This is a genomic window from Edaphocola aurantiacus, from assembly GCF_019797745.1.
In the GTDB taxonomy this organism is placed as follows: Bacteria; Bacteroidota; Bacteroidia; order Chitinophagales; family Chitinophagaceae; genus Edaphocola; species Edaphocola aurantiacus.
The window spans coordinates 403,066-430,058 of the sequence record NZ_VOSI01000002.1 but is presented as its reverse complement, the minus strand read 5'-3'; the positions used below and the strand labels follow the sequence as shown (position 1 = coordinate 430,058).

Here is a 26,993-nt window from a genome sequence, read left to right as displayed (position 1 = left end):
ATATAAAGCAGACTTATGAGTCAAAAAAAATATTGGAAAGGTTTAGAAGAGTTGGCGAATACACCAGAGTATCAACAAAGTGTAGCCAACGAATTCAATGAAGAATTACCACTTGACTTAAGTGATAATTTATTGAATGCCACTACTCCGCGTCGTGATTTTCTGAAATTTTTAGGATTCAGTACACTTGCGGCTACTGTTGCGGCAAGTTGTGAAATGCCGGTAAGAAAGGCGATCCCTTATGCAATTAAACCGGAAGATATTATTCCGGGTGTACCTAACTATTATGCGTCTACATTCGTAGATAACGGAGAATGTGTACCGGCTGTGGTGAAAACCCGCGATGGTCGTCCGATCATGATTGAAGGTAACACGCTTTCCAAAATTACAGAAGGTGGTACCTCTGCCCGTATGATTGCGGCGACTTTAAGTCTGTATGATAAAACCAGACTGCGTCAGCCACATGTTGACGGTAAAGCAGTAGATACTTTTGATGCGGTGGACAATGCTGTAATCAGCGGTCTGAATGCAGCCAATGGTGCGATCTACTTACTGACCGGAACAATCATCAGCCCTACTTCAGAGCAGGTTATTGCCCAATTCTTAGCTAAATACCCGGGTGCAAAGCACGTAACTTACGATCCGGTTTCTTATACAGGTATTTTACTGGCCAATGAGGTTTCTTATGGTTCCAGAATGATCCCTAACTTCTTGTTTGATAAAGCTAAAACGGTATTCAGCTTAGGAGCAGACTTCCTGGGTACATGGATTTCTCCAGTAGAATACAGCAAAGGTTATACCAAAGCAAGAAAAATCGTTTCGAAAGACATCAAAGATTTCGAAATGAACAAGCACTACCAGGTAGAAGGTATGCTGAGCATGACCGGTGCTAATGCCGATGAGCGTGCTACCTGCAGACCATCTGAATATGGTAAAGTAGCTGCGGCTTTACATGCTGCGGTAACTACAGGTGCTGCTGCCAATACAGGTTCTAAAAACCTGGATAAATTAATCGCTAAAGCTGCTGCCGATCTGAAGAAAGGTAATGGTCTGGTGGTTAGTGGTAGCAACGATGTAAATGTACAGATCATCATCAACGCAATTAACCATGCAATTGGTGCGAACGGTACAACCATCGACTTCTCTACTCCTGCAAAAAATAAAAAAGGTATCGATGCGGATATGGTTGCATTAATTAATGCAATGAATGCCGGACAAGTTGGTGCCCTGATTATGCACGGTGTAAACCCTGCCTACGAATACTTCGAAGGAGATAAGTTCCTGGCAGGTCTGAAAAAAGTAAAAACTACTGTTTCTTTCAGCGATCGTTTAGACGAGACTGCTAAGGAATGTAAATATGTTGTTTCTGATCACCACTGGCTGGAAAGCTGGGGCGATACAGAAGCTAAAGTAAACCACTTCAGCTTTATACAGCCTACTATTGCTCCATTGTTCAAAACAAGAGCATTCCAGGACAGCTTACTGAAATGGGCTGGTGCTACAGGTACTTACCACGATCTGTTCAATGCATACTGGGTAGGTAAACTGGGTCAGGCAACTTTCGATAAAGCATTACAGGATGGTATTATTGAGCCGGCTACACAAACTGTTAGCGGTGCTTCTTTCTCTGGTAATGTAGCTGATGCTATTGCTAAAGCAACTGCAGTTAGCAGCAAATCAGAATACGAAGTTGAAGTGTTCCAGACTGCTTCTTTAGGTGCAGGTGGCGCATGGAGTAATAACCCTTGGTTACAAGAGTTACCAGATCCGATCACTAAAGTGGCCTGGGATAACTACGCGATGATGTCTCCAAAAACAGCAAAAGAGAAATTTAATGCTGAGCTGACATCTATCAATCAGGTAGATCCTAAAAAACACGTAGTAAAAATCACTGTGGGTAAGAAAGAAGTTTCTTTACCAATCATCGTTACACCAGGTATGCACCACAATGTAATTGCGGTAGCTATTGGTTACGGTCGTGATAAAGGTGTAGGTCTTGCTGCTGCTGATTTAGGTAAAAACGTTTATCCTTTAGTTGGATTCAACGGCCAGTCATTCACTTACAGCGCTGATGCTAAAGTAGAAAAAACAGATGCATTCTATCCGGTAGCGGTTACGCAAACGCACAACAGTGCTGAGCACCGTCCTATCATTTATGAATATACATTAGAAGAGTTCAAGAAAAATCCTTACGAGCTGATTGATGAGCGTAGAGAAGCAATTGAACACTATCTGACCGCTCCTAACGAAGAGCATCATGAAGGTCATGACGCTTATGGTAAAGGAGATAAATTTGACGCGAAGAAATTTGAAGAAGATTTCCGCAAGAATGGTACACACTACCCTGTACACGAGTCTATGGGCTTGCACTGGGCAATGTCTATCGACCTGAACAGTTGTACTGGTTGTGGTGCTTGTGTAATCGCTTGTCATGCAGAGAACAACGTTTCTGTAGTAGGTAAGGATCGCGTGATCAAAGTACAGGAGATGAGCTGGTTGAAAATCGACCGTTACTTCTCCGGAGATCCTAACGATCCGGATACAATCCAAACTGTATTCCAGCCTATGCTGTGTCAGCACTGTGATAATGCTCCTTGTGAGAACGTTTGTCCGGTATCTGCTACCAACCACAGTTCTGAAGGTCTGAACCAAATGGCTTATAACCGTTGTATCGGTACTAAATATTGTGCGAACAACTGTCCATACAAAGTACGTCGTTTCAACTGGTTTGACTGGAATGATGCGGATTGCTTCGAAGATAACCTGTACTCTGATGGCCGTCGTGATGATATCAATGATGACCTGACAAGAATGGTACTGAACCCTGATGTTACGGTACGTTCACGTGGTGTAATGGAAAAATGTTCTTTCTGTGTTCAGCGTTTACAAGATGCTAAACTGACAGCTAAGAAAGAAGGTACTCCTCTGAAAGATCATCATGTAAGTACAGCATGTCAGTCAGCTTGTGGCGGTGGTTGTATCACTTTCGGTAACGTTAACGATAAAGAAAGTGCGGTATTCCAGGACAGATACGTGAATAACAAAGAGCGTCTGTTCTATATGCTGGAGTCTATCCACGTATTACCAAACGTAAGTTATCTGTCTAAGATCCGTAACACTGATGTGGTAATGAGCGCTACAGAGAAAGACGAAGTTTACAATAAACATATTTAATATATCATCAGAGCCGGTCTTCGGGCCGGTTCTAAGAATAAAAAAATTGACATTAGATTTGTATTGCTAAGATCTTTAGCCGTACAGCATTAATAAATCAATTATGCATTTAAAATACGAATCGTTCATTAGAGAGCCATTAGTAGATGGCAACAAGACCTACAAGGATGTTACAGCAGATATCTGTCGTCCCATTGAGCAAAAGCCATCAAAGCTTTGGTACTTTGGTTTAGTAGTCTCTTTATTATTCTTAGGCTTTGGTGCCTTCTCTGTATTCTGGGAAGTGTATTGGGGTATCGGTGTTTGGGGTATTAACCACACTATCGGTTGGGGATGGGATATCACCAACTTCGTATGGTGGGTAGGTATCGGTCACGCAGGTACACTGATTTCTGCGATCCTCTTACTGTTCCGTCAGCACTGGCGTACTGGTGTAAACCGTGCAGCTGAGGCGATGACAATCTTCGCGGTAATGTGTGCGGGTCAGTTCCCTATCTTCCACATGGGTCGTGTTTGGGATGCGATGTATGTATTGCCTTTACCAAATACCCGCGGTCCATTATGGCCTAACTTTAACTCAGCACTGCTGTGGGACGTATTCGCGATCTCAACTTACTTTACAGTATCCCTGTTATTCTGGTACTCTGGTCTGATTCCTGACTTTGCTACTATCCGTGACAGAGCGAAAACTAAATTACGTAAGCGTTTATACGGTTTAGCATCTTTCGGTTGGACTGGTACCGCTAAAAACTGGCAGCGTTTTGAAGCCCTGTCTTTAGTTCTGGCTGGTCTGTCTACTCCTCTGGTACTTTCTGTACACACGATCGTATCTTTTGACTTTGCTACTTCAGTAATTCCGGGATGGCACGCAACCATCTTCCCTCCGTACTTCGTTGCGGGCGCGATCTTCTCCGGATTTGCGATGGTAAATACCTTATTGATCCTGGTTAGAAAAATCTACCACCTGGAAGAGTATATCACGATGGGTCACATCGAAGCGATGAATAAAGTAATCGTACTGACCGGTTCTATCGTAGGTATCGCTTACCTGACCGAGCTGTTTATGGCATGGTACAGCCAGGTTGTATACGAGCAGGAAGCATTTAAATGGCGTGTACTCGGACCATACTGGTGGAGTTACTGGGCGATGATGACTTGTAACGTAGTGTCTCCGCAGTTCTTCTGGTTCAAGAAATTACGTCGTAATATCGTGTTCTCTTTCATACTGTCTATCGTGGTGAACATTGGTATGTGGTTTGAGCGTTTCGTAATTATCGCTACTACACTGTATCGTGATTACATTCCATCTAACTGGTCTTACTATTCACCTACATGGCCTGAGCTTGGATTCTATTTAGGTACATTTGGCTTGTTCTTTACTTGCTTCTTACTGTTCTCTAAATACTTCCCGGTTATTGCTATCGCAGAGATTAAGTTTGTATTGAAAACTACCGGCGATAAAGCACATGAGGATAATCTGGCACTGGAAGAAAAATCTCTGGAAGAGTTTATTCACATTGCTGAACACGCACACTAATTAAATAAAGCATTTTTAACCTGTTGTAAAACTGGTTTATAAATAAAGAACACAAATCATGGCAGTTAAAAAATTTGCAATAGCTTGTTACGATGATGAGGCACCATTATTTGATGCCGTTCATAAAGTACGTCACAGTGGTTATAAATTGCACGATGTGTATACTCCATTCCCAGTGCATGGCCTGGACCAGGCAATGGGATTAAAAGAAACGGATCTGCACGTTGCCGGTTTTATTTTTGGTATCACCGGTACCAGCACCGCATTAGGTTTTATGTCCTGGATCTTTACTTCAGACTGGCCTATTAACTATGGCGGTAAACCGTTCTTCTCTTTACCGGCAATGATTCCTATTACCTTCGAGCTTACGGTAATGTTTGCAGCGGTAGGTATGGTACTGACTTATTGTTATCTGAACCAGATCATGCCGGGTGTAAAGAAACACGTTTTCCATCCGCGTCAGTCAGATGATCTTTTTGTAGTAGTTATTGAAGTTACAGAAGGAACTGATGAAGCTGAGCTGATGAACTTTTTGAATAGTACCAACCCTGTAGAGACTAATGTACAGATTGCTGAAGAAGGCTGGTGGTATGGTAGATTCGATAAAGAAGAAGAATATCAAAAACAATTAGCATAATAATAATTGACTAACCGTAAGGAGTCATTTTATATACAGAATTTTATGAATAAACGTTTTGTTGTAACATTTTTGGTAGGTAGCGCTATGCTGGCTGCTTCTTGTAACAGCGGTAGTATACGTCGTAATCCCGGTAAGATCTATGCTCCGGATATGACTTATTCCCGTGCATACGATGCCTATACGGAAAACCCGAACTTTGAAGATGGTTTGACATCTCGTGAGCCTGTTGCAGGAACTATTGCAAGAGGTCATGACCTGCCTTTACACCTGACAGCTGCCGATACCGGTGCTTATTATGCACTGCAATCTCCTTACAAATTTACCGAAGGAGAAATGGCAGAAGGTACTCGTCTGTACAATATCTACTGTGGTGTATGTCACGGTGATAAACTGGATGGTAATGGTCCATTGTACAAAGATGGTTCTGGCCCGTTTGCTGCTGCTCCGGCTAACCTTAAAGGTGGTGCAGCTTACCTGACTATGCCTATCGGTAAAATGTATTATGCAATCGTTTACGGTAAGAATATGATGGGATCTTATGCTAGCCAGTTGAATGTAAAACAACGTTGGCAGGTATTAGCTTACATCAAGCAGGTACAATCTAAAAACGGTGGTGCAGCATTCACTTTAGCTGCAGGTAGTACAGCTGCAACTGATACTGCTGCTGCGGCAAAAGGAGCTGTTGCATCTAAAGATTCAACTGTTGCAAAAAAATAAGCATAACAACAAATAATTAATTAGATAAAAAAATAGATACATTATGACCGATCGTTTTGAAGTCCCTTCGGGTTTAAAGAAAACAGGTTTGGTATTATCATTAATTGGTATTATTACATTGATCGCTGGTGCTGTCTGCTTTTTAGGAAAGCATGAAGAAGCCGGTCTGGTACGTTTCTGGATGGGGTTAATGCAAAATGGTATTTTCTTCCTGTTCATGGCTATCTCTTCTATATTCATTCAGGCGGCTGCCGGTTTGGCTCAGGGAGGTTGGATTGTTGCCTATAAAAGAGTACCGGAAGCTATCGGTGCTAATGTTTGGGTTTTCGGTCTGCTGGTGCTGATCATTTTATTCAGCATGATCTTCGGTTTAGGTGATCATAATCCTATTTATCACTGGGTAAATCCTCATGGTGATAAAGTACTGGAAGGTAAATCTACGTTCCTGAATAAAGGAATGTTCATCGGATTCTCTGTTGCTGCAGTAGGTCTGTGGAGCTTCTTCGGTAGAAAGTTCAGATCAATGTCCATTGCACAGGAGTCTACTCCAAAAAATTCAACTAAACTTTACTGGAAAACAGTTTCTCTGGCTGGTGCTTTCATGGTAGTTTATGGTTTAACTATGATGAGTACTACTCCGTGGATGTGGATCATGAGTATTGATGCACACTGGTATTCAACACTGTTCAGCTGGCACGTATTCGCAGGAGCATTCGTTTCTGGTATGGCGCTGATCCTGTTGTGGACTGTATACCTGAAAAATCAAGGTAATCTTGTATTGGTAAATAAAGAGCACATCCATGACTTAGGTAAGTTCATGTTTGCCTTCTCTATCTTCTGGACTTATACCTGGTTCGCACAATACATGCTGATCTGGTATGGTAACATTCCTGAGGAAACAACTTATTATAACAAACGTCAAAACGGACCTTACAGCTTCTTATTCTATCTGAATATTGTTGTAAACTTTGTAGGACCGATCCTGATCCTGATGTCCCGCCCAAGCAAACGTAACTACTTTACAGTTGTGTTTATGGCGATGATCATTATCTTTGGTCAGTGGTTAAACTTATATTTATTAACTTATCCTGGTCCTTCCGGTCACAACTGGAATATCAGCTGGTACGAAATGGGTATTTTTGCAGGATTTGCAGGTGTTATGATTCTGACGGTGTCTAAGACATTAACTAAGTCTGACCTGATTCCTCATAATCACATATTCCTGAAGGAGTCTGTTGTCCATCTGAGTTAATATAGCGTTTTAAGTATAATAGGAAAAGAATTGGGGTGTTCCGTTCACCTGCATTTAATAATTAAATAATTAACATTCAACAATGTCGGGATTAATATTAACCGCCTTAGTTATTCTGGTTTTTATCATCATTTACCAGATTGCCAAAGCCAGCGAATATGCTAATATCATACGAGGCGAAGAAGTTGTAGCCAAGAGTACTAATAAGCTGATGGCAGTATTATTAGTAGTTGTCTTCATCCTGGGTCTCTACGGTATTTATAAGTGTCATCAATACCTGGCTCCTTTGGGATTGCCGGAATCAGCTTCTGTACAAGGGCTGGAGTATGAAAAAATGCTGCATGTAACGCTGATCATTACAGGTGCTGTATTTCTTGCAACACAAGCTGTTCTGTTTTGGTTCTCTTACAAATATCAGGCAAGAGATGATAAGAAGCCTTACTTCTATTCTCACAATAACAAGTTAGAGGTAATCTGGACTACTATTCCGGCTTTAACGCTGATGGTCCTGGTTGCGATTGGTCTGAAAAACTGGGTTACCATTACAGGTAAAGCTCCGGAAGGTGCATTAAAAGTACAGGTTATGGGTAAGCAGTTTAACTGGGTGATCCGTTATGCTGGTAAAGATGGCGTGTTTGGTAAAACAAACTTCCGTCTGATCAACGACGCGAACAATATTCTGGGTCTGGACTGGAACGATCCGGCTTCTAAAGACGATATCATTGTTGAAAATGGTGAAGCACACATCATTAATAATAAAGACGTACAATTCATTATCAATTCCCGTGATGTAATCCATGATGTGGGTCTGCCTCACTTCAGAATGAAGATGGATGCTGTTCCTGGTATTACCACTACAATGTGGTTTACACCAAGAAAAACTACTGCTGAAATGAAACAGCTTACCGGTAACAAAGATTTCGTTTATGAAATCACTTGTGATCAGATGTGTGGTAAAGGCCACTATTCTATGAGAGGTACTGTAGTAGTTGAGACTGAGAAAGAATTCAACACATGGTTAGCTGAGCAAAAACCTTATTACGATCTGCAACACCCTGCTGAAGCTGCTCCGGCAACAGCGGTAAAGGAAGGAACTGAAACTCCTGCCCCTGCTGCAGCTCAGGATACTACCAAAACTGTTGCATCCAAGTAATAAAATTTTTAAACATTAAATTATTTTCTGCCTTTTTATAAGGTTTGTAAATTGAATATAAAAATGGGTAACGACGCTACTTTAGCACATGCACACGGTGCGCACGAACATCACGAGGGTCATCACGATCATCCTAAACAGCACTTTCTTACAAAGTACATATTTAGCCAGGATCATAAGATGATCGGTAAACAATACCTGGTTACAGGTATTATATGGGCTGTAATCGGTGCTTTATTCTCCGTATTCTTCCGTTTACAATTAGGTTTCCCGGAGTCTAGCTTCCCTATTATGGAGCAATTCCTGGGTCACTGGGCTAAAGGAGGAAAACTGACTCCTGAGTTTTACTATGCATTAGTAACAATGCACGGTACTATCCTGGTATTCTTTGTATTGACTGCCGGTTTGAGTGGTACTTTCAGTAACTTCCTGATTCCGCTTCAGATTGGTGCACGCGATATGGCATCACCATTTATGAATATGTTATCTTACTGGTTCTTCTTTGTTTCCAGTGTGATCATGTTTATCTCTTTATTTGTTCAAACAGGCCCTGCTGCTGGTGGATGGACGACTTATCCTCCATTGAGCGCACTTAAAGAAGCATCTTTAGGTTCTGGCTTAGGTATGGACTTATGGTTGATCAGTATGGTACTGTTCGTAGTATCTCAGTTATTAGGTGGTTTGAACTATATCACTACTATCCTGAATATGAGAACGAATGGTATGAAGATGACACGCATGCCATTGACAATCTGGTCTTTCTTCTTCACCGCTATCCTGGGTGTATTATCATTCCCTGTATTAGTTTCCGGTGTGGTTCTGTTGATCTTTGATCGTCACATGGGTACCAGCTTCTACCTGTCTGAAATCTTTATCGGTGGTAAAGCATTATCTCACATTGGTGGTTCTGCTATCTTATATCAACACTTATTCTGGTTCTTAGGTCACCCTGAGGTATACATCGTAATGTTACCAGGTATGGGTATGGCTTCTGAAATATTATCTACACATAGCCGTAAACCAATCTTTGGTTACCTGGCAATGATTATCTCTCTGATCGGTATCACCTCACTGGCACTGGTAGTATGGGCGCACCATATGTTTGTATCAGGTATGAGTCCGTTCTTAGGTTCTGTGTTTGTACTGTTAACCCTGTTAATTGCGATCCCATCTGCGATCAAAGTATTTAACTGGTTGACTACAATCTGGAGAGGTAGTATCCGTTTCACTGTACCGATGATGTTTGCAATTGGTTTCGTATCAATCTTCATCTCTGGTGGTCTGACCGGTATCTGGTTAGGTAACTCTGCTCTGGATATTCACCTGCACGATACGTATTTCGTTATTGCGCACTTCCACTTGGTAATGGGTGTATCTGCATTCTTCGGTATGTTTGCCGGTGTGTACCACTGGTTCCCTAAGATGTTCGGCAGATTCATGAACAATACTTTAGGTTATATCCACTTCTTTATCACCTTCATCGGTGCTTACCTGATCTTCTGGCCAATGCACTATGCAGGTCTGGCAGGTATGCCACGTCGCTACTACGATTACAGTGCGTGGGTATCTTATAAGGATTATCAACCAATGAATGCTTTCATTACTGTTGTAGTTGTGATTACATTCTTTGCACAATTATTATTCGTATTCAACTTCTTCGTGAGCATGTTCCGCGGTAGAAAAGTTACCAGCCAGAATCCTTGGAAGGCAACTACACTGGAGTGGACTACACCTGTTCATCCGGAGCACGGTAACTGGGAAGGTCCAATTCCTGAAGTACACCGTTGGCCGTATGATTACAAAGATGATGGTCACGGAAATGACTTTATTCCTCAAAACGTTCCTTTACGTCCGGGAGAAGAAGAGCATTAATAGCATATTATGTATAAATGAGGCAATATATTATTGCCTCATTTATTTTATATATAATTTTGTAGTTTCCAATTAGTTTAAATAAACCCTGCAAGATGAAGCCTGAGGATGAAAATATGAGCACTTATAACTGTCCGGACGACAACTGCAACAATTGTGCGCACAAGCAATCCAGCGTGTTCTGTAATGCCCGCAAGGAGGAGTTGGATCTGATTAGTGAAGAGAAGACCTGTACCAGCTATAAAAAGGGGCAGATCATTTTTCATGAGGGTATGCGTTCTTATGGCATTTATTGTATCAATTCCGGTAAGGTGAAGATCTCTAAGAACGGAGACGATGGAAAGGAACATATATACAGACTTGCCAAACCCGGCGATCTGATTGGCTATAAGGCCTTATTGAGCGATACAAGATACTCCGCATCTGCAATCGCATTAGAAGATACTGCGGTATGCTTTATTCCGAGAGATCAGTTTATGGGTGCCCTGACTAAGGATAATAATCTCGCATTGGACTTCATGAAGCTTATCAGCCTTGAATTGGGCAGAGCAGAGCAGAAGGTTGCACATCTTGCACAGAAACCTGTACGCGAAAGGCTGGCAGAGGCACTGCTATTTGTAAAGGAGACCTATGGCTTTGATGAAGATGGGCAGACCCTTAATGTGAGGCTTACCCGTGATGAGATTGCTAATATAGTAGGTACTGCCACTGAATCTGCCATCAGGCTGCTGTCTGAATTTAAGAAAGACGGCATCATTGATCTGGATGGCAAACGTATTAAAGTACTGGACTTCAATCGCTTGTTAACTACAGCAAACCTGCAGGACTAATTACCTGTTTACTTCTTTTTATTGGAGCGTTTCCACTCCTGCCTGAATCTTCTATAGAGGTGCAGTGCAGGCTGTGCTTGTATTACTGTACCTTTTAACCAGGGTTAAGAGGAATTAATAATTTTTATACATAAAAATGATTGTGTTTACAGATCATTTGTTAAATTTGCTATTGAAACTACATCCAATATTGTTATTCATTTCTTATATAAGTCTTGTATAAACTTATTTCTGAATAATAATGTCCCCAATTTCTATACACTTTCGTAGTGTGCAATAGAGCGTTTTTTTTTAGTGTGCAAATTATACCTATGCAAAAACTAAATGTGAGTTGTATTAGGCCAGTTCCCCCACAAGGGAAAGGGTAAGGGTTTACCACATTTATTCACTCTAAAAACAAAATTATGTTCGGCTTTATTGATCGCAAATACTACGTTGTCGATTTAACTTAGACATTTACTGATCTACTTACTGCTTATGTACGTACGCATGCTTGCGTAGGTATATATCTACTTATTCGCCTTTCCGTATAAGAACGGGATTGCATTTCCGCAATCTTTATTGACGCTTGATGTCCCACATGCGTCAGGGCTTTTTGCGTGCCTTGCTGATCCATTTTATGTATGAGAATATGGAGAGTACATGTTGTTATCAACATTAATTAACCCCTTACTAATTCAAACCAATTATGTCAAAAATTTACGCCAGCCGTACGAGTATCGTCGTCCGGTTATTCACCTTAATCACAGCAATGCTGTTTATGGCCCCTCATGGCTTTGCCCAGGCGCCACTTACCCCTTGTAATGTTCCAACCTCATTGTCTTCGGTTGGTGCCAATAGTGCTCCTGGTACAGTTGTAACGGGTGCTGCCTGGACCGGTGCCAGTGGCCTGGCCAGCTTGAGCTTACAAGGCAATGCTACAGATAACAATGCAGCTAACTTTGCTACATTCAATACACTTCTTTTATCAACTATACGCTTAACCGTAGAAAGTACTGGCGGATATTACGCAGCAGGTACTTATGCCGGTTTCGATGTTCAGAGTACCGGTGGTTTACTGGACCTTGATTTATTAGGAAGTGTTACCATCAAAACCTACCTGGGTACTACCTTACAGGAGCAGGCAACCCTTGGAGCAGGTACACTAGAACTGAACCTCTTATCTGGTACGGGAAAACAAAGAGCTGGTTTCAAAACCACTAAGAACTTTGACCGTATTATGATTGAGCAATTCAGTGCACTGAGCCTGGGTAACAATCTGCAGGTATATGGTGCAGTAGTAGAACGTTATTGTGCAGGTACAGCCCCGGCTTGTAACACTAATCAATACCTGACTACTCCGTCCTATCCGGTATCTACTGAATCTGGTTCTACTGCCTTATTAGGCGTAAACTCTTCTATCAATAATCCTGAATTTGCTATTGATGCTAACCTGACCAACTATGCTACTATCGTACAGACGGTAGGTGTTGCAGCAAATGCACAATTCGAAATCAAGGATGAGGTAACGATGTATAACAATACATTTGCCGGTTTTGATATTGAGAATCCAAGCCTGCTGAACTTAGGCCTGTTGGGCAATATGACTGTAGCGGTATACAGAAATGATACATTGGTACAGTCCGTAACTGGCAATGGCTTACTGGCTCTGAACACTGGCCTGCTGAACAGCACCGGTCGTCAGATCATCGGTTTCGTTCCTACAGGACAGTTCAACAGTGTACGCCTGACTATTAACCAGACACTGGCTGCAGACCTGGGTACTACACGTATCTACGGTGCAATTCTGAAGCAATTCTGTGCTAATGATATCACCTGTGCGCAATCTGTAGGCCTTAAAAATACTGCTAACCCTGATTATCCTGTGTTTGTTAACGCAAGACGTACCGGTGTTACAGGAACAGGCTGTGTATCTTGTGCAATCAACAATACCAACAACCTGATTGATGGTAACAGCAGTACGTTCGCTACTATCGACCTGACTGCAGGTGTATTATCTACTGGTAGTATCGCGGTTAAAAACCAGCTTCAGGATTATCCTGCTGGTTCATACGCTGGATTTGAAATAGAGAGCACAACATTATTAGCTGCTAATGTAGTTGGTAATATCAAATTCAAATTATACAAAGATGATGTCCTGGTTCAGGATGGTACAGGACAGCCGCTGCTGGCTGGTGTAAGTACCGATATCCTTACCGGTGGTACAAGTCCTAAACAAATCGTAGGTATCATCAGTAATGTTGCTTTCGACGAAGTTGTTATGGAAGTAAACAACCTGATTGCTGCAAATGTATTAGGTACAATCAATGTGTATGAAACATACATCGAAACCTCTTGTGCACGCAATGTACCATGTAACACTTCAGAAGTACTGAGCCAGACACAACATGGTGCTGTGGTAAACGGTGCGAACACTGGTGTAAGCGGTGCTGTATGTGCAGGCTGTAAAGTAGATGATCCGTGGAATGCGGTATCTGCTACCAATACAGACTTCTCCAGATTATATAATACTGTGAATGCGCTGTCTACAACTTCTTTGGGTGTAGCTGTACCTCAGTATGTATATCCGGCGGGAACATTTGCCGGTTTCGTAGTAAAAAGAAACAACTTTGCTATTGCGGCATCTTTACTGCCTAACATTACGATCTCTACTTATAACAATGGTGTACTGCAGGAAACCAATACCGGTTCTAACCTGCTTAACCTTTCCGTGCTGGTTAGCCTGATCGGTAGCGATACCAATGTGTATAATGCAGGTTTCATTACCACCATGCCATTTGACGAGATCAAGATCTCGATGAATACGCTGGTAACGGCGCTGGATCAGTATATCGATGTATACGGTGCATTCGTAGATACTCGTTTCCTGCCTGCCGGTACTCCGGGTACAACCTGTAATTTCAGCAGACCAGATTTCAATGTAGGTTACATCAACCAGGCTATTCCGGGTAATGTAAAAACAAATGATGTCGTAACCGGAACAACTACTTATGCAGCTGCGGTTGCACTGAGTGGTAATCCTGCAGTTGCATTACCTTCTGTAAATGCAGATGGTACCTATACCTTCACTACAGCAACAGCTGGTGTATACCAGTTCAATGTACCTGTTTGTGATAACTCTGTTTGTATAAATCAATTACTGACAATCACCGTTAAAGATCAGAGTGTACTTACTTCTGCTCCGGTGATCAATACGGATATTGCTTCCGTTAAAATGGGACAGAGTGTAATCATTCACTCACTGGCCAATGACTATGCCGGAACCGGTGGTTCTGCTTTAGTACCGGCGTCTATAACCCTGACCGACCTGAATGGCGCAACTGCGGGCAACACTGTTTATGGTGGTACTGCAGTAGCAAATACTACAAATGGTAATGTAACCTATACTCCAGCAGCTGGCTTTATCGGTATCGATACGATCCGTTATAATGTTTGTGATAACCAAACTTCAGCACAATGTGGCGGTGCATACCAGATCGTAACCGTTCTGCCAACTACATATGCAAACAGTACCCTGGCTGCTGATGATTATATACAAACCAAAAATGGTGATGTATTAACCACAACTGCTGCGAATGGTGTACTGGCCAATGATTCTGACCCGAATGATGATGCACAAACCGTAACGGCAAAAACAGAGACTATTGTAGGCAAGGGTATCCTGGTGCTGGCTGCAGATGGTAGCTATACCTTTACCCCACTGGCTGGTTATGTAGGCCCTGTAGACTTTACTTATGTTGTTACCGATAACGGTACTACTCCGGCTACAGCAAGTGCTACATTGCACGTACTGGTTGAGCAGGTTCCGGATCTGACCATGTCAACACAAATCAGTGCATCTAACTTTATCATCAGTTCAGGAACCTCTGCAAACTTCCGTTTAAGAATAAGCGAGCTGCAAGGTGTACCGACTAATAATGAGGCCACTCCGGTATATGTTCGTCTGTCTAAAAACAGTGCGATCTACTCTTACACTTTCGATCCGACCCTGACTACAATGAATTTCCCGGCTGCTACCTCTATAGATAACACGAAGTGGGAATTGGTTACCAATTCTGCAACGACCATGTTATTTAAACTGAAAGCAGGTGAGAATATCTCCGCTTATGGTTTGTCTTCAATTGGTGTGACTATGCAGGTATTAGGCACGGCTACAATCAGCCAGCTGAATATCACTCCGGTAATCCTGAACAATTCAGGCGGAGAGCGTAACAGCACCAACAACAGTAGCGTAAGAAAAGTAAATGTTCAATAAATAGTACCCTGATAGTCGTCAATGATCTTTTGGTCATTGACGACTATTCTCTCTCTCTTCAGAAAATAGAATTCATTTATAAACAAACCAAAAAGAAAGAATATGAAAAAATTATCCTTATTAGCAAGCTTAGCATTATTAAGTACTTCTATATACGCACAGATTCCTGCGAATGCAGTGAACGCAGATCCGGCAGGTCCCGGTCCTTTTATGGTAGGTGGCGGCAGCTCGATTAATGGTAGTGGCCAGGTAAACTATTTTGTAGAGAATGCAAGTACTGCACTGCCAGGTACAAATGGCGTAATCCCTGCAGGTAGCCTGGAAGTTACGATCGGCTTCCCTAGCCAGTACGGTATTGCCAACAATACAGTACCAACTGTTAACAACTGGACTGTTGTGTCTTACACAACCGGTCCTAGCGGTCAAATAGTATTGACAAATAATAATGCAATTGATGCAGGAAATACAGAAGACGCTATTGTAAATGTAGCAGGTTTCACTGTAGTAGGTACTCCTCAGAATTCTACTATGACTGTAGACAGATCTGTTCCTATCCAGGTAGGTAATACAAATATCGCCAACGATATCACACAGGTATCTCTGTCAGTAGCAGCACCATTACCGGTAACGTTACGCTCTTTTAATGCAAAAGAACAGTCTTGTGGTATTGTTGTTTTAAACTGGGAAAGTGCAAAAGAAGCAAATCTGAACCGTTACGAAGTAGAATTCAGTGCTGAAGGTCGTGATTATAAAATGATCAAATCTCTGGATGCTCAAAATGCAGCTAACGGTGCTAAATACAGCACTTCTGTACAGCAAAATGCTTCTGGCTACTACCGTCTGAAAATGGTAGACCGCGATGGTATGTTTGAGTACAGCACGGTAACTAAAGTAAACATGAGCGAGTGTGGTAACATTCAGCTGGCTCCAACTGTAACCAGCGGAAATGCGCGTGTTATGGGCTTAACCGGCGGTGAAACCATTAAAGTAATGAACAGCATCGGTCAGATCATGATCAGCCAGCAGGCAAGAGGTGAAAACGAGAGCATCGATATGAGCCGCTTCGCAGCAGGTATGTACCAGGTGATCGTTGTTCGTGGTACGGAACAAGTATTTGCAGGTAAAATTGTAAAACAGTAATTGTTTCATTTTTTAATAGAAAATAGTGCCTCGCCATTCATGGCAGGCACATTATATGCAAAAAGAGGGGGAAGCACTTAGTGCTTCCCCCTCTTTTTTATAGATAAACTATTTATTTAGTGTTTGACGATCTCCTTTACAATACCACCCTGAGGTTCTCTTACCGTCTGCACAAAAATGAATGCTTTCGGGTCAATGGCGTGTACAATATTCTTGATCTTTCTCACTTCCAGGCGGGTCACGATAGTGAATACAATGTCCACTTCCGTACTCTGCTCGAAGCTGTCTTTCATAAATCCGCGTTCGCCTTTATATACCGTAATGCCGCGATTCAGAGAGAGTACAAGTGCCTTCTTAATCGCTTCACTATTGGCAGAAACAATAGTTACGCCGGTATACGCTTCAATTCCTTCAATAACATATTTCGTCGTCTGGCTGGCAATAAAATAGGTCAGCATCGCATATAGAGCCGTCTCCGTTTTCATAAACAAAGCGGCTACGATGAAGATGAGAATATTCATGCCCAATATAATCTCCGTAATCGAAAAGCTGCTCTTCTTAAAGGTAAATAGAGCCAGCACTTCCATACCATCAAAAGTACCACCGCCCCGCATAGAAAGGCCGATACCCACACCCAGGAAAAAGCCACCGAACATAGCTACCAGCAATTTATCATGCGTCAGTTCCGGAAAGTTTACAAACTGGAGGGTTAATGCAATAAGCGCAATAGTAAGACCGCTGCGTATAGCAAAATGCTTGCCGACCAGGTAACGGGATAAGATGATGAACGGAATATTCAGGATTAAAAGAATGATACCCAGGTTTACATGAAACACCTCATGGATCAGCAGAGAAATACCGGTAACACCACCATCAAGAAAGTGATTGGGTACCAGGAAACTCTTTAAGGCAAAACTTGCGGAAAGCACACCCAGCACCAGATATATGATATCAGATAAGGTAAATAGTGGTCCGTGGTGAGTGGTATTGTTGCTCATAATAACTTATAATTTGTCTTTGATCTTTTGTAAATTTTCTTCTTTCTTCTGTTTCCTTAATCGTATTGCTGTATGGGTAAAGTAGTGGTGTGCTTCCAGGAATCTGACCTGCAGTACATTCCAGTCCCATTCATTACTGACCATACCAAATACCGAGAGCTCCTCATATAATCGGTCCCCGATGGTGAAAAAATCATCACGTCCCAGGTAATCCAGGTCCGCATCTGCCAGGATCTCTTCCAATAGGTTCTGCGGAGCCTGTGGTATACGTGTCGCCATAATCATACCGCAGATGCGGTCTATTTGCGATGAATCATAGCCATAACCCGGCAGAATGTCTTTTGCAATATCACAAGACTTCTGTTCATGATCCTTGGCCCCGTGCAGAAATCCTGTATCATGAAATAGTGCCGCCGTGCGCAGGAGAATCAGGTCATCGCCCTGTATACCTTCCTCCGCTGCAATATAAGTAGCTGCTTCTATTACATCCTTTACATGTGCCACACTGTGATAAGATAAATGGTGCGGCAGCTCATGCTGCAATTTATGCAGTATCAGTTGTTCCACTTCTGTGTATTGCATATTCTTTTAAATTTTAGTCCGGCTTGTATAAGCCCTTAATTATTCAACAAAATACATATCCAGCGCCCCTTTTCCTTTCACATCTATCTTACCGCGATAAGTGCAGGTATAATTTTCTTTTACCAGAGAGCAGGTATTTTCCGAGATATTGATCCTGCCCGGTGTACTGTTCTGTTCCATACGGGCAGCTGTATTTACCGTATCGCCCCATATATCATAGGCAAATTTCTTCACCCCGATAATGCCCGCGATCAGTGGCCCGGAGTGAATCCCGATGCGGATATCCAGTCCATAAGGCACCTGATGGCGGCGTGCGGCCACAAAGGCAATAATATCTTTTGCAGCAGCAATAGCATTGACGGCATGCATTTCATTCGCTACCGGCAATCCGCTTACCGCAAGATAGGCATCACCTATTGTCTTTATTTTCTCAAGGCCATGCTGCTCCATAATACGGTCAAACGCTGTAAAATGAATATTCAGCTCTTCCAGTAACTCATCTACACCAAGCGACTCAGAGATTTTGGTAAAGTTAACAAAGTCGGTAAACAGTACCGAAACCTCGTCAAACTGTTGTGCTTTGGAAGAACCTTTTGCTTTTAGTTCCTCTGCAACCTCAAGCGGCAGAATATTCAGCAACAGGTTATCCGACTTAGCCCTTTCGGCAGCGATAAGCTTATTATCCCTGCGTTTTTGGCGGTAAGCATACAGGATAACGCCAGAGGCCAGCAATAACAATACCAGGCCGGCAAGAGATACATTACGGACCGTATTCGCATAGTTTACTTTAACATCAGCAGCATCTGCGACCACCCTGCGCTCCATTTCAGAAAACTGCTTCGCCTTTTCCTGATTGGCAAAACTATCTTTATACCGGTTATATTCAATGAGGTTATCATAAGCCATCTGCGGCCTGCCCAGGAGGTTATTAGCAATAGCCAGGGCCAGATGTATCTGGGTCCAGCGGGAAATGTCGATAGACGATTGCTTGTAGATATCCAATTGCTGGGTTACGGTTGCTACCGTTTGCTCAAACTCCTGGCGACGCCCGGGAATAATGATAAAGCTTCCTGCACCATCCGGCTTCATCATCCCGTACAGATCTACCAGACCCTTTATTACCGAGAAGGAAGAGATATACATGGGATCAGCTGTAGCCTGCGCGGCAGCCATACCTTTGTCTAAAGCTATGTTCAGGTTTGTAGTATCTTTCAGCGTAATGTAAAGATTCGTCAGCATGCTTAGGATAACGGTTTGCTTCCCTTTATTTCCCTGCTCCTCTGCGATCTTTAATGCATCATTCAGGAACGTTCTGGCGGTATCGTATTTCTCCTCCCGGAAGTATTGTTCCCCCATATTCAGCATGAGGTCAGAGATACCCGTTTTATTACCCGACTTACGGTAATATGCCAGCGAGTTCCGGTAATTGTCCATGGCATTACGGTTTTCCCCCATAGTTGCATAAGCAATACCGATATAATGATAAGACTCCGCGATTACATTGTCATTCTGGGTGCGCAGACCAATGGCTAAACGATTCCTGGAATTAGTTAAGGACTCCTTTGTATTACCCATATTGGAATGCGTATAGATCAGAAGACTATAGATCACATTCAGCAGAGAGTCAGATTGTAGCTGTTTGGCCAATGCTTCTGCCTTGTTTAGTGCAATAATACCACTGTCGGTTTGCCGCAGACCATTGATATAAATAACACCAATGCCGAAGTATATTCTGCCTTCTTTTTTAAGGTCTTTAGATTGATGATAATAAGGAAGGCTGGCGTTTAAGTAAGTTAAAGCTTCCCGGTAGCGTTTCCCGGATAAGGCATCGCGGCCCATTTCAAAATGAATATTGGCCCGGTCCGCTTCATTACGGGCTTTAGGTAATGCTGCCAGTAAAGAATCCTTCTTACCGGTTTGCGTTGTTTGTGCCTTGGCACACACGCCATTTAATAATAAAAAACACAATCCGGTCAGGATTGCCCACGTTCGAATCATAATTGCGTTTAAATTTCAGGGTTTGGTTTTCCTGCAAAGTACATATCTAATGCCCCTTTGCCTTTTACTTCAATTTTACCTCTGTAGGTACATGGGTAATAATCCTGTACCAGCTGATGGGTACTCTCCGAGATATTGATCATGCCCGGTATACTGTTTTGTTCCATACGGGCGGCTGTATTTACCGTATCGCCCCATATATCGTAGGCAAATTTCTTCACCCCTATAATGCCCGCGATCAGTGGTCCGGAATGAATCCCGATGCGAATATCCAGTCCGTAAGGCACCTGCAGTTTGCGCTGTGCCACGAAATCGATAATATCGTTTGCTGCAGCGACAGCATTTGTTGCATGCATCTTATTGGCCAGAGGCAAGCCGCTTACAGCCAGGTAAGCATCACCGATAGTTTTTATTTTCTCCAGACCATGTTGCTCCATAATGCGGTCAAATGCCGTAAAGTGGATATTTAGTTCTTCCAGCAGCTCGTCCACACCCAGCGTTTCCGAGATTTTGGTAAAGTTAACAAAGTCGGTAAACAGTACGGAAACCTCATCAAACTGCTGCGCTTTAGAAGAGCCTTTTGTTTTTAATTCCTCTGCAACTTCATGCGGCAGGATGTTCAGCAACAGGTTATCTGTCTTCTGTTTTTCCTCTTCAAGTGCCTGTTTCTGCCGCATCACTTCCTGAGTGCGCACCACTACCTCCTGCTCCAGCGTAATGTTCTGGTTTTCCAGGATGCTTTGCTTTTCTGCCGATAATTGTTCAACCGCAACCAGCTGCTTGCTCAGGTTCTTGTTAGTGGTCGCAAAACGCCAGGCCAGGAAAGAAGAGATAGAAGCCGGTATACTGAATATCGAAAGGACGAATAAGATGGTCAGCAGCATATTCAGCCTTACATTACCGGCAATAAAAACAGTAATAAACAGACCTATAATGAATAACAGACAGAAAAGTATACCAAAACCAAGGATCAGTGAGCCCGGTACCTTTTTGAAAATGGCAATGATGATCCTGACCATGGTATATACAAGGGATACAACCAACAGTGCAGTCATAGTATATGCTGACAAGCCACTTTCATCCTTCTGATCAAGCAGGGCAAGTGCCAGTACAATAACACTTAAGGCCAGTACAATTTTCAGGAAAGTTTTCTTTTTGCTGAATAAGGTAACCGTAAAGGCGCATAATGAAAAACAGATCGTAATACAGGACAGCGCTATGGACAGGATAGTATAGGAATTGTTACTGATGTCTTTTTCCGCGTTAGTACTATAGTAAACGAGGTATAACAAAAAGGCAATGCTCAGGTTAAAGAGCGCAAAGTATAAATTCGAAATTTCTTTCCGGTAGAATAGGAATAATAAGAAATGTATAAAGAATAAGGTGAAAAAGAGTGTTCCTACACCGATAAGCGCCACAGAACCCAGGATCAGGTTATTCCTGAGCATCTGCATTACATCATCCGTATTGAACAGTGCAACAGAGAATCCCCAGGAATCTTGCTCTTTTAAAGCCAGGTTATTTTCATACTGTACCGCCAGTATATGTACTCCGGCCTGTGCTACCGTAAAGAATATCGGGTTCTTATTCATGGATAGATAATCTGCTTTACCCTCCTTGGAAAAATGTCCTCTCTGTGCAATACACTTGCCGTCCAGGTATACCCTCATGGCGCCGTTGCTCCGGAATAGTAAAGTGTACACATATCCTACCTGTGCGGTATCGGCCACTACCGGCACCCGGAACCAGGAAGCTCCTTGCTGCAATTCTTTGTGAGCATTTTCTCCTCCGCTAGACAGAGAACCGCGCACAGACCAGTGGCTGTCTTGATAAGCCGGATCAGCAAACACACTGCTATCAGCATTACGAAATTTCCAGTTCTGGTTTTCGTCTGTGCTGGTCTGGATACTGAAATTCATCCGGCTAAGTGTTTTTTGCAGGGGGATGTCTTTCAGGAAAATTGTATCTATTTTCTGTTCAGCAGCGCTGATCAGAAAATGGCAGAGAAGGGTAAGGAAGAGTAAAAGTCTTTTCATGATTGAGTGATAGTAGTAACATATAGATACTTGGGTACAAAGTAATTAAAAAATAAAATGTTTTGGGGTACCATTCGTAATTTTATTGTGATGATGGCAAATAAAAAAGGAAGCACTCGAAAAGAGTGCTTCCTTTTTTATTTAATTATATATGATTAGTGTTTCAGCTTGTTCGCAAAAACCTTTTTGAATTTTTCAATCTTAGGTTTTACCACCAGCTGGCAGTAACTGTTTTCCGGGTTACGGTTAAAGTAATCATCATGATAAGCTTCCGCATCGTAAAACGGGCCCTTACCCTCGATAGTAGTCACTACCGGATGCGTATATGCCTGCTCCTTGTTCAACTGAGCAATATAATATTGAGCCTTCTCTTTCTGGCTTTCATTTTGCGGGAAGATGGCACTTCTGTATTGCGTACCAATGTCATTCCCCTGGCGGTTCAGCTGAGTAGGGTCATGTGATACAAAGAATGCGGCCAGCAATTCATCATAACTGACTACAGATGGATCATATATAACTCTTACAGCCTCTGCATGTCCCGTAAGACCGGTACATACCTGCTCGTAAGTCGGATTAGCCAATGTGCCACCGATATAACCGCTTTTCACACCCTGTACACCTTCCAGGTATTGAAACTGACCCTCAACACACCAGAAACAGCCGGCGGCAAAAATAGCCGTATCAATTTGTTTAGGTTGTGCATCAGGATTTTGCTGTGGTTCGTTCATTTTCTTAAAAGTATTAGATTGAATAAGGCTGCCGGTATTCTGCCCGCAGGATACCGTTGCAAATGTAAGCAGCAGCAAAGTAATCGCTATGAAATAATTTTTGAGTATCATATACTAATTTACGAAAAATGTGGGATTCAGGTTTTTAGTGTTCCTGCAAATCGGTCTCCGGCGGGGAGGGTAGCATATGGGAAAGTCAATACAGTATTGGATTTTATGCCATGCGTGAAAGCTGTGTTAAGTTTTTTTTCAAAAAAATTTGGTGATTAAGACCGAATACGCTTATTTTGCACCCGGAGAGATGGCAGAGTGGTCGAATGCGGCGGTCTTGAAAACCGTTGACTGTTACAGGTCCGGGGGTTCGAATCCCTCTTTCTCCGCCAGGTCAAATGCTACCCATAGGGTAGCATTTTTTATTTAAGCCTCTTTCTGATAAGGGATCATACAATAATCCCGCTTTTATAAGGCACAGATTTATTTCCTTTATGCCAATCGCTATTCATGCGGACCGGCAAACCCATAGCGTATTGCGGACTCTAGCACATCCAGGTTAATGTCTTTCAGCGTTTTAAACTTGATACAGTACCCGCTCACACTTGCCTTACCCAACTCTTTTCCGTAAGCCTGGTTTAGATATGTTTTATCTGCAATACCCATAATATGTACCGATATGCCGGTTTTGTTCGGACTTAAGCCGATCTGAAAAAAATCCCTGGTAGTTCCCTTGGCATATTTTATAGTGTACAATCCGTACCCGATGGTAGGGTTGCTCACTACCTTGCCCTCTTCGTTGGTGCCATCGAAAAACCATAGCTTAGCTTCCGGCAAAATATGCAGTATGCGTTGATGCAGCATTTCCACCTCACTGCGTTTAGGCTCTGGTTGGCTGGAAATATATGCATCTATCCGTTCTTGAACGTTCATATGAAATAGTATATCAGATTATAGATATCTCAAAGGTAAGTATCAATTAAATGCTGGCTTAATATTAAGCATTACCGGGCTCTCTTATTGCGCAGAATGAAGCCGATAAGTGCTGCAAAAATGAGTGTCAGCACTGCAAATGATTGCTCAAATGTTGTTTTTGCGAAAAGATTGCCAATAGTGTTTAATAAGAACAGTGCAAAAAATACCCAGAGTATTGCATTGATGCCCCGCTTGAGATATGGCCTGATAAATGCTCCCTTGATCAGAAGTAAGAATCCCAAAAATAAATTGATCAGGATAGATACCGCTTCAGAAACATACATTTCTGTATCATTTTGCAGACGACCTCCCCAGGTAATTTCATAAGGGATAATCTTTACAATAATGCAGAGGTGAAATAAGATCACCGCCGAGACCAGTCCCAGCAATATTTTGATAGCTAACTTGTTTGTCATCATAGTGTGGTGCGTGTTCAAGACAATCGAAGTTAAATGAATATCCGGCTTGCCGCTATTTTTTTGTGAAGAGGGGCTGATCGAGGGGTTTAAACTGTCTGTGCATATTCATGATATGCCTAATTCCGTTAATTTTACCCCATGAGCGAGACCAATACCCAAAGCACTCCGATTACCACCCGCGAGCGTATTCAGGCCATTATCGGCGGTTCGATCGGGAACCTGGTAGAATGGTACGACTGGTATGCCTATGCAGCATTTGCCATCTACTTTTCCCATAGCTTTTTTCCTACCGGAAATATGACGGCACAGTTGCTGAATACTGCCGGTATTTTTGCCGTAGGTTTTCTCATGCGTCCGATCGGTGGCTGGATGTTTGGTCGTATTGCTGATAAGGTGGGCCGCAAAAGAGCCATGACGCTATCGGTATTGCTGATGTCCTTTGGTTCATTGCTCATTGCCCTGACACCTGCTTACAGTACCATCGGGGTCTTGGCCCCGGCTTTATTGCTGCTGGCACGCCTGTTGCAGGGCTTGAGTGTGGGTGGCGAATATGGTGTATCAGCTACCTACCTCAGCGAGATGGCCACAGAAGACCGCCGTGGTTTTTACTCCAGCTTCCAGTATGTAACCCTTATCGGTGGTCAACTGATTGCATTGGGCATTCAGCTATTACTACAGAAATTGTTGCTTACCGAGGCGCAGCTCAATGAATGGGGCTGGCGCATCCCGTTTGTGATCGGAGCTATACTCTCCGTTATTGCCTTATACCTCCGCAAAAACCTGCACGAAACGGAGGCTTTTGAGCATCAGAAAAACTCCGTGAAAGATGAGCGAAAAGGCACCATCAAAGAACTGATGAAGCATCCGCGCCAACTGATGACCGTGATCGGACTTACCCTGGGCGGAACCCTGGCCTTCTACACGTACACCACATACATGCAGAAATTCCTAGTCAATACCGTACAATTGACCAAGGAGCAATCCACCTTAATATCCTTCATTACTTTATTGCTCTTTGCCTGTCTGCAACCCGTTTTCGGAGCTTTATCCGATAAGATCGGCAGGAGACCACTCCTACTTGGGTTTGGTATATTAGGTACCCTGTGTACCGTACCACTGTTGACTGCACTCAGCCATACAACCTCTATGATCGCCGCGTTCTTCCTGTTGCTTGCAGCACTGATCATCGTCAGTGGCTATACATCTATCAATGCAGTAGTAAAAGCAGAATTATTTCCTGCAGAAGTAAGGGCATTGGGTGTAGGATTACCTTACGCATTGACTGTAGCCATCTTTGGTGGTACAGCAGAATACCTGGCTTTATGGTTTAAACAAGAAGGGGTAGAGCATTATTTTTACTGGTACATCACCGCCTGCATTTTCTGCTCCCTGCTGGTGTATGCAGGCATGAAAGATACTAAAGAAACCTCTCGTATGAAAGAGGACTAATGCACGGCAAGCATACCATCCGGAGGGGCGATCTGCTCCAGCGAACGGATGTATTCGGTAGGGGTGAGGCCCAGTAATTCCTTGAAGTAGCGGTTAAACGAAGACTTAGCCTTAAAGCCGGAATCCAGTGCTACCGAGAGCATATTGATTGAAATTCCTTGGCCGTGCAGGTAAGCAATTTGCTCCTGTGCGTAATGTACACGCTGCTCGTTGATATACCGGTAAAAGGTGGTATTACCATGATTGTTTAAGGTCTCGGAAAGGTGGTATTTACTGATGTCCATAGCAGCAGCCAGCTTGTCCAGGCTCAGGTCCATATCTGTAAAGAGTTTATGCTGTTGCAGATACCGTTCCAGGTCTGCCCATATTTTTTGTTGCGCCTGTTCCTGCAAGCCATGCTTGCGTTGTACAGCCAATATATGATCTGCTGCAGGTTCCTGCATTTCAAATGCGACCAGAGTCATTTCCGCAGGCGCCTGTTGTGGCAGCACCTGTTCCTTTTCCGGACTTACCTCTTGTACGGTCATGTATTTATGCCGTATAATCAGCACACACATATACACCAGCATACTGTACACTACACTCCTGGACAGGATCACATACTGAGTACCCATGTATTTTCCGGCAATATAAAATCCGAATGCCAGACCGGATATCACCAGGAAACAATATGCCAGCCGCGTAATCAGTTGCTTCTCTTTTATCTTATTGTGTTCATCCTGCCGGATCAGGTGCAGTGTGCTCAGGGCAAAAAACAGATCCGAGCCCACCAGCGTCCAGAAACTGATTTCATTATACCAGTGCAGTAAACGGTAGCCGTCTGCCGGAGCATAAATCAGTACACCGGTAATGCTTGTATATCCGACAAAGCCAATCAAAACGGGAATAAATACATACCATTTCGAAGCCGGAATGAGGGAAGGGTTGTTGCGTTTGAGTGCGTACAGGTACAGCAAAGGACCATAACAATAAGCGATAAACGTATTCATCTGCTGGCGTACCTGCTGGTCCTGTACAAAATTGAAGATGACAAATTTGATGGAAAGATGGGCTGCGATACAGACCATCAGCATGATCAAAAGATTGTCCGCATTACTGCGCAGCTTATTCTGCCATAATAATATTATCGCCAGCAAAGCCTGAAAAATTCCGATTACAATAACGTATTGCATACTGTTATATTGCACTGATCACGATGCAAATGTACTGATGGCATATTACCATAATATTAAGTGTAGGTACAAATA

At 42.8% G+C, this 26,993-nt stretch carries 19 protein-coding genes and 1 tRNA gene; 12 read left to right on the top strand and 8 right to left on the bottom strand.

Features of this window, described 5'->3' with window-relative positions; all coding sequences use genetic code 11:
- Nucleotides 1–15 precede the first annotated feature (15 nt).
- The 10 genes from FTD44_RS06370 (at nucleotide 16) to FTD44_RS06325 (ending at nucleotide 16,570) form a co-directional block, all read left to right on the top strand.
- Nucleotides 16–3,174, top strand: a complete 3,159-nt coding sequence (locus tag FTD44_RS06370; protein WP_222165676.1) for a TAT-variant-translocated molybdopterin oxidoreductase — start codon at nucleotides 16–18, stop codon at nucleotides 3,172–3,174.
- A 103-nt stretch (nucleotides 3,175–3,277) separates the two neighbouring features.
- Complete coding sequence (gene nrfD / locus FTD44_RS06365; protein WP_129020246.1) at nucleotides 3,278–4,711, top strand: NrfD/PsrC family molybdoenzyme membrane anchor subunit; 1,434 nt, start codon at nucleotides 3,278–3,280, stop codon at nucleotides 4,709–4,711.
- A gap of 58 nt (nucleotides 4,712–4,769) precedes the next feature.
- Complete coding sequence (locus FTD44_RS06360; RefSeq protein ID WP_129020245.1) at nucleotides 4,770–5,348, top strand: DUF3341 domain-containing protein; 579 nt, start codon at nucleotides 4,770–4,772, stop codon at nucleotides 5,346–5,348.
- 45 nt (nucleotides 5,349–5,393) lie between these two features.
- Nucleotides 5,394–6,068 carry a c-type cytochrome gene (locus FTD44_RS06355; protein WP_222165675.1) on the top strand — a complete coding sequence of 225 codons (675 nt, stop codon included), beginning with the start codon at nucleotides 5,394–5,396 and terminating at the stop codon, nucleotides 6,066–6,068.
- A 43-nt stretch (nucleotides 6,069–6,111) separates the two neighbouring features.
- A complete protein-coding gene (locus FTD44_RS06350) occupies nucleotides 6,112–7,320 on the top strand; it encodes a quinol:cytochrome C oxidoreductase (RefSeq protein WP_222165674.1) in 1,209 nt (402 codons plus the stop codon).
- Between the two features lie 82 nt (nucleotides 7,321–7,402).
- Nucleotides 7,403–8,473 (top strand): cytochrome c oxidase subunit II, encoded by a 1,071-nt coding sequence (locus tag FTD44_RS06345; RefSeq protein ID WP_129020242.1) that lies wholly within the window; start codon nucleotides 7,403–7,405, stop codon nucleotides 8,471–8,473.
- Between the two features lie 63 nt (nucleotides 8,474–8,536).
- Nucleotides 8,537–10,345 carry a cytochrome c oxidase subunit I gene (locus FTD44_RS06340; protein WP_222165673.1) on the top strand — a complete coding sequence of 603 codons (1,809 nt, stop codon included), beginning with the start codon at nucleotides 8,537–8,539 and terminating at the stop codon, nucleotides 10,343–10,345.
- Between the two features lie 95 nt (nucleotides 10,346–10,440).
- Nucleotides 10,441–11,175 carry a Crp/Fnr family transcriptional regulator gene (locus FTD44_RS06335; protein WP_246625361.1) on the top strand — a complete coding sequence of 245 codons (735 nt, stop codon included), beginning with the start codon at nucleotides 10,441–10,443 and terminating at the stop codon, nucleotides 11,173–11,175.
- Nucleotides 11,176–11,863: 688 nt separating this feature from the next.
- On the top strand, nucleotides 11,864–15,430 hold the full coding sequence (locus FTD44_RS06330) for an Ig-like domain-containing protein (protein WP_222165672.1): 3,567 nt from the start codon (nucleotides 11,864–11,866) through the stop codon (nucleotides 15,428–15,430).
- 102 nt (nucleotides 15,431–15,532) lie between these two features.
- On the top strand, nucleotides 15,533–16,570 hold the full coding sequence (locus FTD44_RS06325; RefSeq protein WP_222165671.1) for a T9SS type A sorting domain-containing protein: 1,038 nt from the start codon (nucleotides 15,533–15,535) through the stop codon (nucleotides 16,568–16,570).
- 116 nt (nucleotides 16,571–16,686) lie between these two features.
- Here the strand turns inward: FTD44_RS06325 and FTD44_RS06320 are convergent, their stop codons facing one another.
- The 5 genes from FTD44_RS06320 to msrA all read right to left on the bottom strand — a co-directional run bounded on the left by FTD44_RS06320 (nucleotide 16,687) and on the right by msrA (nucleotide 23,023).
- Nucleotides 16,687–17,568, bottom strand: a complete 882-nt coding sequence (locus FTD44_RS06320) for a YitT family protein (RefSeq protein WP_222165670.1) — start codon at nucleotides 17,566–17,568, stop codon at nucleotides 16,687–16,689.
- A 6-nt stretch (nucleotides 17,569–17,574) separates the two neighbouring features.
- Nucleotides 17,575–18,150, bottom strand: a complete 576-nt coding sequence (locus FTD44_RS06315) for an HD domain-containing protein (RefSeq protein WP_222165669.1) — start codon at nucleotides 18,148–18,150, stop codon at nucleotides 17,575–17,577.
- 39 nt (nucleotides 18,151–18,189) lie between these two features.
- Nucleotides 18,190–20,148, bottom strand: a complete 1,959-nt coding sequence (locus FTD44_RS06310; RefSeq protein WP_222165668.1) for an adenylate/guanylate cyclase domain-containing protein — start codon at nucleotides 20,146–20,148, stop codon at nucleotides 18,190–18,192.
- Nucleotides 20,149–20,156: 8 nt separating this feature from the next.
- Complete coding sequence (locus tag FTD44_RS06305; protein WP_222165667.1) at nucleotides 20,157–22,184, bottom strand: adenylate/guanylate cyclase domain-containing protein; 2,028 nt, start codon at nucleotides 22,182–22,184, stop codon at nucleotides 20,157–20,159.
- A gap of 155 nt (nucleotides 22,185–22,339) precedes the next feature.
- Complete coding sequence (msrA, locus tag FTD44_RS06300; RefSeq protein ID WP_246625360.1) at nucleotides 22,340–23,023, bottom strand: peptide-methionine (S)-S-oxide reductase MsrA; 684 nt, start codon at nucleotides 23,021–23,023, stop codon at nucleotides 22,340–22,342.
- Between the two features lie 184 nt (nucleotides 23,024–23,207).
- Between msrA and FTD44_RS06295 the strand changes: the two genes are divergently transcribed.
- Nucleotides 23,208–23,295: transfer RNA gene (locus tag FTD44_RS06295), tRNA-Ser, on the top strand.
- 112 nt (nucleotides 23,296–23,407) lie between these two features.
- Here FTD44_RS06295 and FTD44_RS06290 read toward each other — a convergent pair.
- Both FTD44_RS06290 and FTD44_RS06285 read right to left on the bottom strand, forming a co-directional pair.
- Nucleotides 23,408–23,836, bottom strand: coding sequence for a DUF1801 domain-containing protein (locus FTD44_RS06290; RefSeq protein ID WP_222165666.1), 429 nt, complete (start codon nucleotides 23,834–23,836; stop codon nucleotides 23,408–23,410).
- Nucleotides 23,837–23,907: 71 nt separating this feature from the next.
- On the bottom strand, nucleotides 23,908–24,297 hold the full coding sequence (locus FTD44_RS06285) for a hypothetical protein (RefSeq protein WP_222165665.1): 390 nt from the start codon (nucleotides 24,295–24,297) through the stop codon (nucleotides 23,908–23,910).
- Nucleotides 24,298–24,435: 138 nt separating this feature from the next.
- Between FTD44_RS06285 and FTD44_RS06280 the strand changes: the two genes are divergently transcribed.
- Entirely contained in the window at nucleotides 24,436–25,746 is a 1,311-nt protein-coding gene (locus tag FTD44_RS06280; RefSeq protein WP_222165664.1) for an MFS transporter, read from the top strand.
- On the opposite strand, the gene FTD44_RS06275 is transcribed toward FTD44_RS06280, so the two are convergent.
- Nucleotides 25,743–26,918 (bottom strand): helix-turn-helix domain-containing protein, encoded by a 1,176-nt coding sequence (locus FTD44_RS06275; protein ID WP_222165663.1) that lies wholly within the window; start codon nucleotides 26,916–26,918, stop codon nucleotides 25,743–25,745. The genes FTD44_RS06280 and FTD44_RS06275 overlap by 4 nt on opposite strands.
- Between the last annotated feature and the right edge of the window lie 75 nt (nucleotides 26,919–26,993).

Bases quoted from the DNA above. Each gene is read 5' to 3' on its own strand.
- FTD44_RS06370 (WP_222165676.1), top strand. From the start codon at position 16: ATGAGTCAAAAAAAATATTGGAAAGGTTTAGAAGAGTTGGCGAATACA.
- nrfD (WP_129020246.1), top strand. From the start codon at position 3,278: ATGCATTTAAAATACGAATCGTTCATTAGAGAGCCATTAGTAGATGGC.
- FTD44_RS06360 (WP_129020245.1), top strand. From the start codon at position 4,770: ATGGCAGTTAAAAAATTTGCAATAGCTTGTTACGATGATGAGGCACCA.
- FTD44_RS06355 (WP_222165675.1), top strand. From the start codon at position 5,394: ATGAATAAACGTTTTGTTGTAACATTTTTGGTAGGTAGCGCTATGCTG.
- FTD44_RS06350 (WP_222165674.1), top strand. From the start codon at position 6,112: ATGACCGATCGTTTTGAAGTCCCTTCGGGTTTAAAGAAAACAGGTTTG.
- FTD44_RS06345 (WP_129020242.1), top strand. From the start codon at position 7,403: ATGTCGGGATTAATATTAACCGCCTTAGTTATTCTGGTTTTTATCATC.
- FTD44_RS06340 (WP_222165673.1), top strand. From the start codon at position 8,537: ATGGGTAACGACGCTACTTTAGCACATGCACACGGTGCGCACGAACAT.
- FTD44_RS06335 (WP_246625361.1), top strand. From the start codon at position 10,441: ATGAAGCCTGAGGATGAAAATATGAGCACTTATAACTGTCCGGACGAC.
- FTD44_RS06330 (WP_222165672.1), top strand. From the start codon at position 11,864: ATGTCAAAAATTTACGCCAGCCGTACGAGTATCGTCGTCCGGTTATTC.
- FTD44_RS06325 (WP_222165671.1), top strand. From the start codon at position 15,533: ATGAAAAAATTATCCTTATTAGCAAGCTTAGCATTATTAAGTACTTCT.
- FTD44_RS06320 (WP_222165670.1), bottom strand. From the start codon at position 17,568: ATGAGCAACAATACCACTCACCACGGACCACTATTTACCTTATCTGAT.
- FTD44_RS06315 (WP_222165669.1), bottom strand. From the start codon at position 18,150: ATGCAATACACAGAAGTGGAACAACTGATACTGCATAAATTGCAGCAT.
- FTD44_RS06310 (WP_222165668.1), bottom strand. From the start codon at position 20,148: ATGATTCGAACGTGGGCAATCCTGACCGGATTGTGTTTTTTATTATTA.
- FTD44_RS06305 (WP_222165667.1), bottom strand. From the start codon at position 22,184: ATGAAAAGACTTTTACTCTTCCTTACCCTTCTCTGCCATTTTCTGATC.
- msrA (WP_246625360.1), bottom strand. From the start codon at position 23,023: ATGATACTCAAAAATTATTTCATAGCGATTACTTTGCTGCTGCTTACA.
- FTD44_RS06290 (WP_222165666.1), bottom strand. From the start codon at position 23,836: ATGAACGTTCAAGAACGGATAGATGCATATATTTCCAGCCAACCAGAG.
- FTD44_RS06285 (WP_222165665.1), bottom strand. From the start codon at position 24,297: ATGATGACAAACAAGTTAGCTATCAAAATATTGCTGGGACTGGTCTCG.
- FTD44_RS06280 (WP_222165664.1), top strand. From the start codon at position 24,436: ATGAGCGAGACCAATACCCAAAGCACTCCGATTACCACCCGCGAGCGT.
- FTD44_RS06275 (WP_222165663.1), bottom strand. From the start codon at position 26,918: ATGCAATACGTTATTGTAATCGGAATTTTTCAGGCTTTGCTGGCGATA.